This window comes from Clostridium amazonense (assembly GCF_056431285.1).
Genome location: NZ_JBWKMH010000018.1, coordinates 41,471 through 57,130, shown reverse-complemented (window position 1 = coordinate 57,130; position 15,660 = coordinate 41,471). Strand labels below are relative to the sequence as shown.

The 15,660-nt window shown below is 25.0% G+C and carries 14 protein-coding genes and 1 rRNA gene; 4 read left to right on the top strand and 11 right to left on the bottom strand.

Going from position 1 to position 15,660, the window contains the following annotated elements; all coding sequences use genetic code 11:
- The 5 genes from AC07E4_RS08185 to AC07E4_RS08165 form a co-directional block, all read right to left on the bottom strand.
- Positions 1-98, bottom strand: a 16S ribosomal RNA gene (locus tag AC07E4_RS08185); the annotation flags it as partial.
- 551 nt (positions 99-649) lie between these two features.
- On the bottom strand, positions 650-1,321 hold the full coding sequence (locus tag AC07E4_RS08180; protein WP_040327702.1) for a DUF3298 and DUF4163 domain-containing protein: 672 nt from the start codon (positions 1,319-1,321) through the stop codon (positions 650-652).
- Positions 1,322-1,574: 253 nt separating this feature from the next.
- Positions 1,575-2,981: a cysteine--tRNA ligase gene (cysS, locus tag AC07E4_RS08175; RefSeq protein ID WP_040327704.1), complete on the bottom strand. Its 1,407-nt coding sequence runs from the start codon at positions 2,979-2,981 to the stop codon at positions 1,575-1,577.
- 508 nt (positions 2,982-3,489) lie between these two features.
- Positions 3,490-3,933 carry a hypothetical protein gene (locus AC07E4_RS08170; protein ID WP_478216100.1) on the bottom strand — a complete coding sequence of 148 codons (444 nt, stop codon included), beginning with the start codon at positions 3,931-3,933 and terminating at the stop codon, positions 3,490-3,492.
- 280 nt (positions 3,934-4,213) lie between these two features.
- Positions 4,214-4,579, bottom strand: coding sequence for a hypothetical protein (locus tag AC07E4_RS08165; protein ID WP_040327706.1), 366 nt, complete (start codon positions 4,577-4,579; stop codon positions 4,214-4,216).
- Between the two features lie 162 nt (positions 4,580-4,741).
- Here AC07E4_RS08165 and AC07E4_RS08160 point away from each other — a divergent pair, with 162 nt between their 5' ends.
- Positions 4,742-4,966 (top strand): DUF378 domain-containing protein, encoded by a 225-nt coding sequence (locus AC07E4_RS08160; protein ID WP_040327707.1) that lies wholly within the window; start codon positions 4,742-4,744, stop codon positions 4,964-4,966.
- Positions 4,967-5,348: 382 nt separating this feature from the next.
- Here AC07E4_RS08160 and AC07E4_RS08155 read toward each other — a convergent pair whose 3' ends face one another.
- Positions 5,349-5,798: a hypothetical protein gene (locus AC07E4_RS08155; RefSeq protein ID WP_478216099.1), complete on the bottom strand. Its 450-nt coding sequence runs from the start codon at positions 5,796-5,798 to the stop codon at positions 5,349-5,351.
- Between the two features lie 58 nt (positions 5,799-5,856).
- On the opposite strand from AC07E4_RS08155, the gene AC07E4_RS08150 reads away from it, so the two are divergent.
- Together AC07E4_RS08150 and AC07E4_RS08145 are read left to right on the top strand one after the other, a co-directional pair.
- The gene (locus tag AC07E4_RS08150) at positions 5,857-6,180 is read left to right on the top strand and encodes a hypothetical protein (RefSeq protein WP_040327709.1); all 324 of its coding nucleotides are present in this window, start codon (positions 5,857-5,859) and stop codon (positions 6,178-6,180) included.
- Positions 6,181-6,273: 93 nt separating this feature from the next.
- Positions 6,274-7,722, top strand: coding sequence for an NADP-dependent glyceraldehyde-3-phosphate dehydrogenase (locus tag AC07E4_RS08145; protein WP_040327711.1), 1,449 nt, complete (start codon positions 6,274-6,276; stop codon positions 7,720-7,722).
- 57 nt (positions 7,723-7,779) lie between these two features.
- Here AC07E4_RS08145 and AC07E4_RS08140 read toward each other — a convergent pair whose 3' ends face one another.
- Complete coding sequence (locus AC07E4_RS08140) at positions 7,780-8,490, bottom strand: lysophospholipid acyltransferase family protein (RefSeq protein ID WP_040327712.1); 711 nt, start codon at positions 8,488-8,490, stop codon at positions 7,780-7,782.
- Between the two features lie 662 nt (positions 8,491-9,152).
- Here AC07E4_RS08140 and AC07E4_RS08135 point away from each other — a divergent pair.
- Entirely contained in the window at positions 9,153-10,013 is an 861-nt protein-coding gene (locus AC07E4_RS08135; protein ID WP_040327714.1) for a ComEC/Rec2 family competence protein, read from the top strand.
- Between the two features lie 391 nt (positions 10,014-10,404).
- Here AC07E4_RS08135 and AC07E4_RS08130 read toward each other — a convergent pair whose 3' ends face one another.
- The 4 genes from AC07E4_RS08130 to AC07E4_RS08115 form a co-directional block, all read right to left on the bottom strand.
- Positions 10,405-11,298: an undecaprenyl-diphosphate phosphatase gene (locus AC07E4_RS08130; RefSeq protein WP_430830836.1), complete on the bottom strand. Its 894-nt coding sequence runs from the start codon at positions 11,296-11,298 to the stop codon at positions 10,405-10,407.
- 97 nt (positions 11,299-11,395) lie between these two features.
- Complete coding sequence (locus tag AC07E4_RS08125; RefSeq protein ID WP_040327717.1) at positions 11,396-12,538, bottom strand: hypothetical protein; 1,143 nt, start codon at positions 12,536-12,538, stop codon at positions 11,396-11,398.
- Between the two features lie 294 nt (positions 12,539-12,832).
- Positions 12,833-14,422: a phosphoenolpyruvate carboxykinase (ATP) gene (gene pckA / locus AC07E4_RS08120; protein WP_478216098.1), complete on the bottom strand. Its 1,590-nt coding sequence runs from the start codon at positions 14,420-14,422 to the stop codon at positions 12,833-12,835.
- A 394-nt stretch (positions 14,423-14,816) separates the two neighbouring features.
- Entirely contained in the window at positions 14,817-15,233 is a 417-nt protein-coding gene (locus tag AC07E4_RS08115) for an HIT family protein (RefSeq protein ID WP_051540171.1), read from the bottom strand.
- Between the last annotated feature and the right edge of the window lie 427 nt (positions 15,234-15,660).

Sequence of the window (15,660 nt, the reverse complement as noted above, 5' to 3'; positions counted from 1 at the left end):
GCCGCTAATCCATTCCCGAAGGAACTTCATCGCTCGACTTGCATGTGTTAGGCACGCCGCCAGCGTTCGTCCTGAGCCAGGATCAAACTCTCAATTTAAAAAGTTTGAAACTTGTATCTCAAGTTTTGCTGACTATAATAGTCAATTTTACATCTTTCGATGTGATCTTCTAACTTAATAGAATCTCAATGAATTAACTGGTTTTACCTATATATTATCTGTTTAATTTTCAAAGACCAATGTGTCATCATCACCTGACGACTTTTCCTATTTTACTAGATTTAAACTTTCTTGTCAACATTTTTTTTAATGTTTTTTGAAGTTTATTTCTACATCGTTTGGCTTCAATTACTTGTTTGCCTCAGCGACAAGATTTATTATATACAATCTACTTTTCTATTTCTATTATTTTGTCACTATTTATAAAAATTATACACGTTATCCTTTTATTTTTTCTTATTTTCTTCTATTTATATTTAATGATACTCTAGGCATAGTGTAAATTATAAAAGTATCAAAAACTAATAATTAATATTTCTTAATTAACTATGTTATAAAATTATTTAAATATATTTTTAAATTTAAATGAGCTATTTAAAAACTTACTTTAATTAGTTAGTTCTTAAATAGCTCATTTTTAACCTAAAAGTTAAAATGAAAATTTAAATTCTGGTATTCCTATTGTATATGGACCTATCTCATTAGCATTAAAATATACATACACATTAGATTCATCCACATAAAAATTAGTTTCATTTTCTATATTTTTTTTAACTTCTCTTTTATAATATTTACTATTATTTTGTATACTCTTATTTACTTCCTCTTCTATTCTTTTTATATTTTTATCTGAAACTACATCTTTAAGTTCTAATAATCTGTTATTTTTCAAATCTATATTATATGTTTTTTGAGTTTCTAAAGAATACTCTCCCCCTATATATTCTTGACTTTTTATTGTTAAGCTTAGTATGTTGCCTTTACTTGTTACATTGTAATCTGATTTAAATTTGTATTTTTTTATATCATAATTATTTTCATTTGCATATTTAAAATCATCAATACTTGTTGATATAATACATTCCTTGTTTTTCTCTAATTCATCTTTTATTTTCTTATTTAAACTATTTTGAAACTTAGAATTCTTCATTCCTGTAACTTCAGGTATGTTTAAATTATATTCATAAGTTTTTTCACAAACATTCTGATTTATTTTTTTTATGTTTACTGTATCTTCAGCTAAAGCAACGTTAAAAAATCCAAGGTTACAGATTAAAGTTATAGAGACTATTGCTATAACTTTATATATTTTTTTCCTCATAATTATCACCTACCCTACATTTGAATATATATATCTTATCATTATATTCCCAAAAAATAACAATTATTCTGTATTCTAAAAAAATTTTTTTCTTACATTTCCTTTGCAATATTGACATGTACTACAGATTTTATTCCTAAATCGCACTTAACTTAGTATTTTTATATTTTTTAATGTCTTTTAAGATAAAAAAATACTATTAAGTATCTATTTAAAAATAAATGCTTAATAGTATTTTAACTTACAATATATTTTATTTAAGTCTCCAAGTAGTTCCTTCTTTACTATCTAGAATTTCAATATTCATTTCTAAAAGCTTATTTCTTATTTCATCAGCTTTTTGATAATCTTTATTTTTTCTTGCTTCATTTCTATCTACAATTAGACTATTTACAAGTTCAACATCTACACTTGATAAATCCTTTTCCACTACCATTAAATCTAATGATAAGACTTTATCAAATTCTTCTACTAAAAATCTTTTTTCCTTATTGTTTAATTCATCGGATTTTAATACATCTAAAAGTACAGTAAATGCATTAGGTATATTTAAATCATCGCTTATTTGCTTTTTGAAATTTTCTCTATATTCTTCTATATTGCTTTGTCTTATTTCTAATGACTCATCAACATTTTCTAATACAGCTGCTACTCTCTTTTTAAGTGCTCTAAATGATTTTCTAGCATCGTCTAAGTTTTCAAAAGTAAATAATAATTGTTTTCTATATCTTGATTGTAGTATAAAGTATCTATAATCTAATGCTGTAAATCCTTCTTCTTCTAGTCTTTTTATAGTTAAAAAATCACCTTTTGATTTTGACATTTTACCATCATTTAAAACTAAAAATTCAGCATGCATCCAATAGTTAACCCATTTTTCTCCAGTGTATGCTTCTGATTGTGCAATTTCATTAGTATGATGAACTGGAATATGATCTATTCCACCACAGTGTATATCTATCTTCTTTCCTAAATATTTCATTGACATTGTAGAACATTCTAAATGCCAACCTGGAAATCCTCTTCCCCATGGTGAATCCCATTGCATTATTTGATTTTTAAATTTTGAATTAGTAAACCATAGAACGAAATCTAAAGGATTTTTCTTATTAGCATCTACTTCTATTCTACTTCCTGCTTCTAATTCATCTATACTTAAATTAGCTAATTTAGTATAGTCTTTAAATTTATCTATTTCAAAATATACATTTCCGTTTGCTTCATATGTATATCCTTTTTCCTCTAAAACTTGAATGAATTTTATCATCTCTTCTATATGGTCAGTTGCTCTACATACAACTGTTGGTCTTTTTATGTTAAGCTTTCTACAATCATCCATAAATGCATCTTCATAAAATCTAGCAATTTCCCATACTGTCTTTTTCTCTCTTGATGCACCTAATGCCATTTTATCTTCGCCTTCATCACCATCTGATTGAAGATGACCTACATCTGTTATATTCATTACATGTTTTACTTTATATCCAACATATTCTAATGACTTCTTTAAAACATCTTCAAATATATAAGTTTTTAAATTTCCTATATGAGCGTAATTATATACTGTTGGTCCACAAGTATACATACCTACTTTATCTTGAACTACTGGAATGAACTCATCTTTATTTCTTGTCATAGTATTGTATACATAAAACTTCATTGTCAACTCTCCTTTTTACAAATTTTTCAATTTTAAATTATACTTAGGCATAATCAAGAAAATAATATGATTATACCTTATATTCCATAAAGATACATAAACATAAAATTTATTTATTAACTATAAAATATACTATATTATACTTTAAATTTCATAAAAATAAATACTAAATTTTAGATTATTATATAAAATTTAATTATTTATATTAAATTTAAACTTTTAAATATAAATTTTCTTATAAACTCTGAACACGAAATGCATAATTCAGAATATTTATTTTAATCATTTTATAAAACAAATATACCCTTATACTTTTTATTACATCTTTATTCATATTAGTCCTATTATTTGCTTCCATGTGCCTTAACTATTTAAATTGTATCATATTGAGATAAATTTACAATAATTAATCTCAATTTATGATATTTTATTCCATATGTTATTACTAAATTTACATAATTTTAATTTTAAAAAGCATTATTAGTCACCTAATAATGCCTTTATATTATTAAACTAATTTTACAATCCATTCTATCAAACTTTTAAACCACTCTTCATTTGATAAATCATCTTTTTTAAAATATTTTTTACCTACTAAATTGGAATATAAAAATATTTTTTCTTCATCCAACTTATTTTCTTCTCCTAACGTAAGTAGGATAATGTTTTTTCCTTTTAAATTATTTACTAAAGAACTGTTTTCCATCTTAAAATATGATTTATAAAACCATATTGGTAATATTACTATCACATTAGTTTTCCCTTCCAATAAAGATTTCTCAACACCTTCAATTTGTAAATTATCACTATAAAATTTAAGATATTTATCCTTTGGTTTATCTACACTATGCACATTTCTTATAGCTTTTGACTCACACTTAATACTATTTTCCAATACTTTTGACATTTTCATTAATATGCTATTATCATAAAATATTATTAAAGTATCCAAAACATCACCTCAGAATTTATTTATAAACTAAATGTGATAAAACTAAATATTCCTATATTATTATTTATATGCTTTTTTAGATTAAATAGTAATAAATAAAATAAAAACACATCACTTTTTTAAGTTAATGTGTTTTTATTTATAGGTTTCTAATTTAACCTTAAATCTTATTCAATTTCAAAGTTCAATTTTTAAATTAAAATACATCTAACTTTAAACTCAAACTTACATTTGTATTTGAATAAGTCTAAATGAATTTTTATCTTCCTATATATCCAAATTATTTATTATTTTTAATTCTATTTGGCTTAGCTTTAGGCTTAATTACTTTATTGTTGCTCTTGTTATACTTATCATAGTACTTGTTATTTGATTCACCTTGTTCCATACCCTTCATAAATCCACATAAATCCATAAACCATAAGAATAGTATGATAAATATAAGTGGAATTACATATCTTGAAACAATCATCGGCATGGTTGGCCATAGTAAATTCGGTACTAAAAACACAGTAAATGCTAGTACTAAAACTATCCATTTGCTGACTTTTATCTTTTGAAGTACATATGTTCTTAATGCAATATAAGCGAACAAAGCAAGAATAGAATAAAGTAGTATTTCTAATATAAGTTTAACTATATGCATATATTACTCCCTCTTTCTTCTTTTATTATGCAATAATTCCATTATATAATCTTATTAACCAACTAACAAGTTTTATTTTTAAAATCACCTTAAATTGTATAAGGAATAATTTATTATTTATTGGTAATAATTAAACTATACTATTTTAAGGAGGTTTAAAAAATGAAATTTTTAGATACAATCGTACTTATATTAGTTGTAATTGGTGCAGTAAATTGGGGATTAGTAGCACTATTCCAATTCGATTTAGTGGCTGCACTATTCTCAGGTTCTAGTGTATTTGGTTCAATAAGTATGGTAAGTAGAATTATTTATGGATTAGTAGGCCTAGCTGGAATATATGCTCTTACATTCTTCAGTAAAATACATAATGAAAGAGATATCTAATATTCCAAAATCACTTTTCAATACTAAATACTATAAAATTAACAAAAAATAAAGCTAAATTTAATTTGGCTTTATTTTTGTATTTTATTTTTCTTTTGTAACTAAAAATTATAGCACATTGGTATCTGACTTTTATTTGGATATAGTTAAAAACATTATCTAATAATACCCTTTGCTAAGCAAATTAATTGAAAACAATATAAAAACGTAGTTTTTAGGTATTTCTATTCATAAATATTAAGAACAAAGTGAATAATATTAACCATCATTGTTAATTGTTAATTGCTAACTGTTAATTGGTTCCAAACATAATAATGGACTTAATTGTAATATAGGTAGTGTCATTTGATAAAGCTATTATTTTTGATTTAAACTTGGAACACTATATTTCATCATAAGGAGTAAACCTAATTTGTACTAATGCACTTTGACTGGTTTTTCTTAAAACTAAAGTACTTATATTTACATTATCATTTTTTATATCACTCATTATTTCACTTATATCTTCATCTAATTCTTTTACTACCTGATTTTCACTATTTGTTATTACAAACTTTTTAGACTTTTTCGATATTTTTAAGTTATCCCACTGTGCTATGCCTTTTACGTTGTCTATTTCAAAAGTTAATCCTCTTTCAACTAATACCTTTTTTAAACTTTTAAATGTAGTTTCTAACTTTTCTTTTTTTTCTACAATGCTATTTATTTCTTTCTTTTCATTTTCAATTCTTTTTTCAGTTTTTTCTATATCTTTTTCTATTTTTTCTTTTTCACATTCAAGTTCTTTTATATGCTTATTTATTTTTCTTAAATATTTTTTACTACTTAACATAAAATTCTTGCCTTTCATATACAAATTTATATACAATTATTGTTGAGGTGATATGATTATGAATGAAATCAACAAAATCTTAGATAAACTTTGTGATTTAACAATCGATTCCACCAAACAAATATGTAAGTCTATACTTAAATATTATAATAGAATTAAATTTGATTTCAACAAACAAAATACTATAAAAAAAATGTATGAACCATCAATTGAAAAAAGATTAACTGCAAATGAAGCTTTATTAGAGAAATTAAAAAAGCTTAAGAATGAAGAAAATACTCTTTCATCCACTATTAAAGGGTATCAAAAAGAAGTATCTACTCTTGATCGTAAAATACATTTAATTCAAGACATATTAAATCCTAAGAAATCTGATATTTAATTTATATTTTTTATTTATGAAATTATAAAGTCTTTATAATTTGCACAATAATTGATAATACTATTACTATCAATTATTAGTGAGGTGAATATTTTGATTGATAATTTTAAAATTAACAACAGCTATTGCAATTTATACAATGGTCAATGGATTTCATGTGAAAATAAAATACCTATATACTCTCCAATAAATAATAAATTTATTGGAGATATTCCTGCTTTTTCTAAATCCGATGTAGATAACTCCATACTTAATTCTAATGAAAGTCAAAAATCTTGGTGTAATGTACCTATTCATGAAAAATGTGAAATATTATATAAAACAGCAGATATTATAGATGAAAATATAGACATATTAACTGAAACATTAATATTAGAAATAGCTAAAGATAAGCTTTCTTGTATTTCTGAAGTTAAAAGAACTGCAGATTTTATTAGATATACTGCAGATATCGCAAAAGATTTAGAAGGCAAAACTATTTCTGCTGATAGTTTTTCTGGATTTTCAAAAAACAAGCTTGCTTTTGTAACTCGTGTTCCTCTTGGAACTATTTTGTGTATTTCTCCATTTAACTACCCAATTAATTTATCAGCATCCAAAATTGCTCCTGCACTTGTTATTGGAAATACTGTTATCCTAAAACCACCAACTCAAGGTTCTATAAGTGCATTATATCTTGCAAAATGTTTTAATGATGCTGGTCTTCCTAAAGGTGTACTTAATACCGTTACTGGTAAAGGCAGTGAAATTGGCGATTATTTAGTAACCCATAAAAATATAGACTTTATAAACTTTACAGGTTCAACTAATACAGGCAGTCACATTTCAAGCATTTCTACAATGACTCCTACTTTATTAGAACTAGGTGGAAAAGATGCAGCCATAGTTTTAGAAGATGCTAATATAGAAAAAACAGCTAAGGAAATAGTTTCTGGTGCTTTCAGTTATTCTGGACAAAGATGCACTGCTATTAAAAGAGTATTAGTTTTAGATACAATTGCTAATGAACTATGTTCTGAGATATTAAAAAATCTAAATAAACTAAAAATTGGTAGTCCATACGATGATTCAACAATAACTCCTCTTATAGATTCTAAAGCTGCCGATTTTGTTATGGATTTAATTTCAGATGCATTAAATAAGGGTGCTTCTTTATTAATTGGAAATAAACGAGATGATAACTTAGTATATCCTACATTACTAGACAATGTATCTTTAGATATGAGAATTGCATGGGAGGAACCTTTTGGTCCTGTTTTACCAATTATAAGAGTAAAATCTATAGATGAAGCTATTGAAATAGCTAACAAATCTGAGTATGGTTTACAATCTTCTATTTTTACAGACAATATCAATGATGCATTTTATATAGCAAGCAAACTCGAAGTTGGTTCTGTACAAATAAATAGTAAAACCGAAAGAGGACCAGATCATTTTCCTTTTGGAGGTATAAAAGCCTCTGGAATGGGAACCCAAGGAATAAAGTATAGTATTGAAGCTATGAGCAGATTAAAAACAGTTATTTTTACATATAATGATTAATAATAAAAAAACATTAAGAAATAGTTATTTTTATTTCTTAATGTTTTTCTATATACTCTATTTAAGTTCACTTTTTATTATTTCATAACATGTTTCTGACAAGTTATTTTGTTCCTCTTTAGATAATTCACTAATATATATTGGTTTATGGAATGTACAAACACAATCTCTATTATCCTTTTTAGCTTCTTTATATCCTTCATAAATTTTATATGTACCATCAATAGTTATAGGTATTATTGGAACATTCGCCTTTATTGCCATTTTTACACTACCTTTTTTAAACTCCTTTATAGGTCCACCTTGACTCCTTGTACCTTCTGGAAATATAAACATTGATTGTCCCTTTTTTAAGTTTTCAGTTCCTTGCAAAATGGATTTTATTCCTTCTCTTGGATTAGTTCTATTTAAAAACACACAGCCTATGCCTTTGCACCAGTAAGATAAAACTGGAACTTTCTCTAATTCTTGTTTTGCTACTGCTCCTACAGGTTTATTTATGGCACTAATTAATAATGGTATATCTACTACACTTTGATGATTTGCAACATATAAGCATGGTCCATCTATATTATTTTCTTTACCATTTATTATTACATTTAGCCCTGTAGCTTTAAGTAAAAGTCTTGCCCATGCATTAGCCTTATGATGACAATACTTCTGAAATTCTTCTTCTGACTTTTTCTTTATACTTTGTGCCTTAGGCATAAGAACCAACGAACAAAGAGTATATATTACAGATTTAAACATAAATAAAAATTTTCTCATATTTAACACCTTCTTTAACTATTATTTGCATCCATAAGGTTTTCAGTCATATTTTTAGTTTATACTTTTATTATTTGATAATTTAAGGTTTGAATCTAATCACTAGATTTGTATTTGAAACCACTTAAAAATTAAAAGTTATATTTAATGTAACCAAAATTTAAAGTTTTCAACTGAAATATGAATAACTTAAAGTTTAAACTTGTTTCCTTATAATTATATCAATATTTTTAGAAAAGTCCATAAAAACGCCCTATACTTAAATATAACTATAGGGTTTCAAGTTCAAAGTTTAAATAATGCCATTATCAAGTGATATTATTAAGCTTACAGTTTATTCTATAATCATGTTTGGAATCAATTAACAATTAAAGATTAACAATGCTGGTTAATATTATTCACTTCGTTCTTAATATTTATGAATAGAAATACCTAAAAACTACGTTTTTATATTGTTTTCAATTAATTTGCTGTGCAAATTTAATAAAAAATCATTGTTTAAAATTGGATCTCAAATTTTTACATTCACTTTCAATTTTCAATTAAATTAATTAGAATTCTAAACTGAAACATGAATAACTTAAAGTTTTAACTTAGATTCTCATATTTTGTTTAAATTAATATTTTTAGTAAATACTAGTATAAAAAGGAGTTATATATAAATGTCTAAATGTCTATTTAAAAGATACAAGTATCTTTTGGTTTTAGCACTATTTTGTGTAACTTTCATTTTATTAATACCCAAATATAATAACACTATAAATGATGAACTTAAAATACATTATATAAATGTAGGTCAAGGTGATGGTATTTTAATTCAACATAATGGGTCAAATATTCTTATAGATGGTGGACCTATTGATAGCTCTAATATGCTTATAGATTATCTTACTAAAAACAATGTAAAAAAACTAGACTATATAATAGCTACTCATCCTCATGATGACCATATTGGCTCATTACCATATGTTCTTAACTACATAAAAGTTGATAATTTTCTAGCACCTAAAATAACATCTAACACTCCAACATTTGTAAATCTGACGAAAAAACTTAAATATAACAACTTAAAAATAACTCCTATTTCTGCACCTAAAACTGTTAATTTAGATGAAAATTTAACATTAAACTTTATATCACCCAAAGAAATTTCATATGATAATATAAATAATTACTCCATTGTACTCAAATTAAATTATCATAATTTTTCTTTTTTATTTACAGGAGATGCAGAAAAGGAAATAGAAAATTTTTTAACTTCATCTAATATAGATTTAAATTCTACTGTTTTAAAAATAGGCCATCACGGAAGTAAAACTTCTTCAACTGAAAATTTTATATCTAAAGTAAATCCTAAAATAGCTATAATTTCTTGTGGCATGGGTAACGACTATGGGCATCCTCATAAAGATGTCCTGAAGAGATTAAATAATCATAATGTAAAAACATATAGAACTGATAAAGATGGAACAGTTCTTGTAAAATGCAACAAAACTAATTTAAAAGTATTACTAGAAAAATAACTTTTAACTACTGTAAAATTCTTAATAACCATTAGTATATTTTATAGGGTTCCAAGTTCAAATTTAAAATAATAGCTTCATCAAATGATACTACTAAAATTACATGTTATTCCTATTTTTTATATTTGAAACCAATTAAGAACTAAGAGTGAAAAGTGAATAGTTATGGTATATATTACTCACTTTGTTCCTAATATCTAAAAATAGAAACACATAAAAACTAGTTTTTATGTGTTGTTTAAATAATTTTAAAACTGAGATTTCAGTTTTATCCTTAATTTATAATTGTTGATCGCTAATTGTTAATTTTATACAACACTTTAAATTTCTCTTTTTCAATTTAAACAAGCATAATTGTATTTTTCAACTTGTTTCCCAAACTTATATCTTTTTAGTAAGTTTTAAAAATTAAAATAAACAAAACTATAGACACAATAATTCTATATATAGCAAAAGATTTCATAGGCTTTTTCTTTAAATAATTAATAAACTTTTCAACAACAACTAATGCAACCACAAACGCAACTAAAAAGCCTATTACTAAAACTAATATTTCCCCACTAGAAAACATTCCAAAGTTTTTGTATAATTTTAGACCAGTCGCACCTACCATTATAGGTATTGCTAAAAAAAATGAAAACTCTGTAGCTGCTACTGTAGATACTCCACTTGCCCATCCACCTATTATAGTTGATGATGAACGTGACATACCTGGCCATAAAGCTAAACATTGAAAAACTCCTACTCTAAATGCTTGCCTAGTGGTTAAATCATCTACATTTCTTGTAACAAACTTATTTTTAAAGTAATTCTCTGTAATTATAAGTAGTATTCCTCCCACCAAAAGTCCTATTGCTACAGTAAATGAATTAAATAAATACTTGTCTATAAAATCATCAAATAAGAATCCCATTATTGCTGCTGGTAAACATGCAACTAATATATTTTTCCAAAATGTAATTCCCTGTTTCTCCTTTTCATTTAAAACTTTTTTCTTACTTTTAGGTAAAAATATATTTATACATATATTTTTTATAAATAATATTATTCCTTTCAAAAATTGAATTATAGATTTAAATAACTTGTCCCAATACAAAACTATAATAGCTAATATTGCCCCTAATTGAATTACAACTTCAAAAACATTGCTAAAACTTCCTTTAAAATTAATTACATCTCCCACTATAATCATATGTCCAGTAGATGATACCGGTATAAACTCTGTAATTCCTTCTACTATAGCTATAATAATAGCCTTAAATATTAAAATAATATTTATATTCACTTTTCTCCCCCCAATATATTTACATAATAAAAAAAGGAAATTAATTATAATTTCCTTTTTATTATATTAACTATATTAAGCTTTTATACTTTATTCTCTATTTTCCCATCTTTTTAAGAACTATTTCTCGAATTGGATTAACTCCATCTTCTGATAATGTTATTTTAGTGCTACCTTCTACTAATGATAAATCATAATAATTTTTAACCTCATAATATTTACCACCATTTATACTTATATAGAATTTTTCTAACATAACACTATCCTTAAATGCTCCTATAGTAAATCCTACTGCTCCTTCTTTATCCTCTTTTAAATCTTTTTTAGACAAAATCATTGCAGCTTTTGTATCTTTGTTTCTATTTCCATTTATTATTTCTGGATTTAAATCAAAAACATCTCTCTTATTAACAAATATCATTGGAGATATGAATCCCTTTTGATTTTCTAGCTGTACATCATCTAAATTTTTAACATATGTTACATATGAATTACTTTTTAACTCTCTATATTTATTGCTATCTATAGGCATAGTATACATATTAAAATACTTCTTCATATCTTTTTTGTATTTTTTTACTTGTTTTTCATTTTTTAATCCAACAATGTTTACTTTATCTAGCCCATTTTCTATTATTTCTACTGCACTTAAAGGTACATCATCTAATGTCATATAACATTTGTTTCCCGCATCTATCATTACCCATTTAGCATGTACTTTACTCCAAACCTCTATAACTTTATAACTTTGACTTGGATCTGGTTTTACAGTATTAGCTGTAAGATATGTTCCTTTTCTTACAAATACATCTAATGTTGATAAAGTCTCTTCTAGTACAATTGAATACCCTTCATCTGAAAGAGCCTTACTATTTTCTAACTTTTCCATAATCTCATCAGTTGTTTTTCCAACTTCCATAGCACTTACATTAAATTCAGCTTTTTCATTTACCCAATCAATAATAGCCATAGCTTTCTCAATTTCATTTCCTGCTGAACCTATAACTTCATTTAATTTATATTTTTCTTTTAAATTTTTTTGATAATCATTTTTTCCATCCATATAGTAAAATCTTATATTATTACCTTCATAAATATTATCAAAACTTTCTACCTTAACTTTATAATCATGTTTATATTCTCCAAATTTTCCACTATTACCAATAACATATATTGCTATACAAACAGCTATAACTAATACTCCTAATAAAACTTTTTTGCCGCCCTCACGTTTACTCATATTATCCTCCTAATCTAATGTTTATTTATACATATGTTTTATCGCCCTAAATGGGAATTAATTAATATTATATATAAAATTTAATTAATTTGTTCACTATAATTTCACAACTTAACAATAAATATTATATAATAAAAAAGCCAAAATATCACACAGATTTTTCTATGTGATATTTTGGTTTTAAGAGGCTCTTATTAATAATTTTTGGTAACAATAAGTATAGACATAGGAATTTCTTTGCCAATTATAGAAATTCCATCTATATTTAAATTTACAAATTGTGAGTTTTGTAAATTAATTATAGCTTAACACTTTTGCTTTTGGACCTGCTGAAGCTATATCTTCACTTACTTCTTTAAATTTCTTAAAGTTTTCATTGAATTTATTAGCAAGTTCAATTGCTTTTTCATCATATTTATTTCCATCACTCCAAGTATTTTTTGGATTTAATATTTCACTTGGAACGTCTTTTATACTTTGTGGAATTAAAACTTTAAATATTTCATGTTCTTCATATTCTGCATTTCTAAGTTCTCCATTTAATGCAGCTTTTACCATAGCTCTAGTGTATTTTAAATCCATTCTCTTTCCAACGCCATATTCTCCACCAGACCATCCAGTGTTAACTAAATAAACTTCTGTGTTGTGTTTAACTATTTTTTCACCTAATAATTTTGCATAAACTGCTGGATTCATAAGCATAAATGGCTCACCAAAGCATGCTGAGAATGTAGCTTTAGGTGATGTTATTCCTCTTTCTGTACCTGCAAGCTTACTAGTGTATCCAGACATAAAGTGATACATTGCTTCTTCCTTAGTAAGCTTAGATATTGGAGGTATAACTCCAAATGCATCTGCTGTTAAGAATATTACAGTGTTTGGATTTTGTCCTACTCCACTTAATTCTGCATTTTCTATATATTCAACAGGATATGCTCCTCTTGTATTTTCTGTTAATCTATCATCATCAAAGTTTGGAACTCTGTTTTCATCTAAAATTACATTTTCAAGTACTGCACCAAATTTAAGTGCATTAAATATTTGTGATTCTTTTTCTTTATCTAATCTTATAGTTTTTGCGTAGCATCCACCTTCAAAGTTAAATACTCCTTTATCACTCCAACCATGCTCATCATCACCTATTAAATTTCTATCTGGATCTGCTGATAATGTTGTTTTTCCTGTTCCAGAAAGTCCAAAGAATACTGCTGTATCTCCATCTTTTCCTATATTAGCAGAACAGTGCATTGGGAATACTCCTTTTTGTGGTAATAAGAAGTTCATTATTGAGAAAATAGATTTTTTAATTTCTCCTGAATATTGAGTTCCACCTATTAAAACTATTTTCTTTTCAAAATTTATTAAAACAAAAGCTTCAGAATTTATTCCATCCTCTTTAGCATCAGCTTTAAATCCTGGTGCTGCTATAACTGTAAATTCTGTTTTATGATCTTTTAATTCATCTTTTGTAGGTCTTCTAAATAATTGTGTAGCAAATAATGCTTGAGATGCATACTCACATACTACACTTATGTCCATTTTATATTCTTTATCTGCTCCTACATATCCATCAAAAACAAATAAATCTTTACTATTTAAATAATTTAATACCTTATTATAAAGTTTATTAAATCCTTCTTCTTCTATTGATAAGTTTGTATCATTCCAATTTACTAATGATTTTGTACTTTCTTGTTTAACTATAAATCTATCTTTAGGTGATCTTCCTGTATACTTTCCTGTTTCAACTACAAATGCACCATTTGCATCTAATTTTCCTTCGTTTTTCTTTATTGCAAATTCTACTAGTTCACAAGGCTTTAAGTTTGTATAAACCTTTTCTGTTGTTTTAATTTTTAAACTTTCCATTAAATCCGTATTCATTAATTCTCCCCCAATAAATTTAATTTAAATAATATCTCATAATAAAACAAATTCAAATTTATTGCAACTGAATTTATTTTATTTTAGTAATCTAAGGTTAATAATTTACATTCAGTATGTTTTTTGTAATTTCTACATTAATAGTATAACACTTTTTAATAAAAAGTACAGTATATTTTAAATTTTTTTCTTTAAAAATGTTACACTTTATTTTACTTTTAGATATTAATTTAAAATTTAATAGTTATATATCTATTTTATTACATTTATTCTATAATTATTATTTTAATTACTTTTATTACATTTTTCAATATTTTTTCTATTATCTTACATGAAAATGCAAAAAATAATAGAAAAGCTCATAAAATTCTTTTCTATTATTTTAAAATATATATTATACTACTTCTTCAATTCTATTTAATAATTTTTTTTGAGTCTTATTTAAAATAAGACTAGCACAATAGTTGTTAGTTGGTTTTCCAAAATCTACACCATCATTTTCATATCTTGGAATAACATGAAAACTAATATGTCCTAAATCATTGTATATTCCACCATGCTGACAAATAGTTATTCCATCTGGTTCAAATACCGTTTTTACTAAATTGCTCATTTGCTTCAACGTTATAGAAAGTGAAGCTAACTCTTCATCTTTTAAATCGCAAAAATCTTCAACATGTCTTTTTGGCATAACTAACAAATGTCCCTCATTAAAAGGAGCTTTATTTAATATTACACTAAAAAAATCATTGTCATAAATTCTGTAAACATCTACATTTTCTTTATTGGCTAATTTACATCCTAAACACATAATTTTATCACCACACCCTATAATTTTGTTATGAAAACATATTTTTTAAGAATCGACTTAATTTTTTATTTTTGTGCTATCTTGTACTTTTATAATTTTTTATGTTTCTATTTTACATTAATTACTAATGTTTTTCCATAACTTTTAAATTAGTAGGAATAGTAATAATTTTCTATAAATTCAGAAATAATATTTGCGTCTATTTTTTTATGATATATGGTTCAAAGTTTAAATAACACATTTAATCAATTGAAAAACTTTTTTCTTTGAATATCACCATTCTCATTTAATATTTGAATAATTTCATTTTTCAGCTTGTAACCCTATATATAGGGATCCAATTTAAAACTTTAAGCTATTCATGTTTCATTTGAGAAAGTGCTATACAAAATTAACAATTGACAATTTAGGAACAAAGAGATTAATA

What these genes read in the sequence shown, in the direction of transcription:
- AC07E4_RS08180 (WP_040327702.1), bottom strand. Translation starts at nt 1,321, where the DNA reads ATGAGGAAAAAAATATATAAAGTTATAGCAATAGTCTCTATAACTTTA.
- cysS (WP_040327704.1), bottom strand. Translation starts at nt 2,981, where the DNA reads ATGAAGTTTTATGTATACAATACTATGACAAGAAATAAAGATGAGTTC.
- AC07E4_RS08165 (WP_040327706.1), bottom strand. Translation starts at nt 4,579, where the DNA reads ATGCATATAGTTAAACTTATATTAGAAATACTACTTTATTCTATTCTT.
- AC07E4_RS08160 (WP_040327707.1), top strand. Translation starts at nt 4,742, where the DNA reads ATGAAATTTTTAGATACAATCGTACTTATATTAGTTGTAATTGGTGCA.
- AC07E4_RS08155 (WP_478216099.1), bottom strand. Translation starts at nt 5,798, where the DNA reads ATGTTAAGTAGTAAAAAATATTTAAGAAAAATAAATAAGCATATAAAA.
- AC07E4_RS08150 (WP_040327709.1), top strand. Translation starts at nt 5,857, where the DNA reads ATGAATGAAATCAACAAAATCTTAGATAAACTTTGTGATTTAACAATC.
- AC07E4_RS08140 (WP_040327712.1), bottom strand. Translation starts at nt 8,490, where the DNA reads ATGAGAAAATTTTTATTTATGTTTAAATCTGTAATATATACTCTTTGT.
- AC07E4_RS08135 (WP_040327714.1), top strand. Translation starts at nt 9,153, where the DNA reads ATGTCTAAATGTCTATTTAAAAGATACAAGTATCTTTTGGTTTTAGCA.
- AC07E4_RS08125 (WP_040327717.1), bottom strand. Translation starts at nt 12,538, where the DNA reads ATGAGTAAACGTGAGGGCGGCAAAAAAGTTTTATTAGGAGTATTAGTT.
- pckA (WP_478216098.1), bottom strand. Translation starts at nt 14,422, where the DNA reads ATGAATACGGATTTAATGGAAAGTTTAAAAATTAAAACAACAGAAAAG.
- AC07E4_RS08115 (WP_051540171.1), bottom strand. Translation starts at nt 15,233, where the DNA reads ATGTGTTTAGGATGTAAATTAGCCAATAAAGAAAATGTAGATGTTTAC.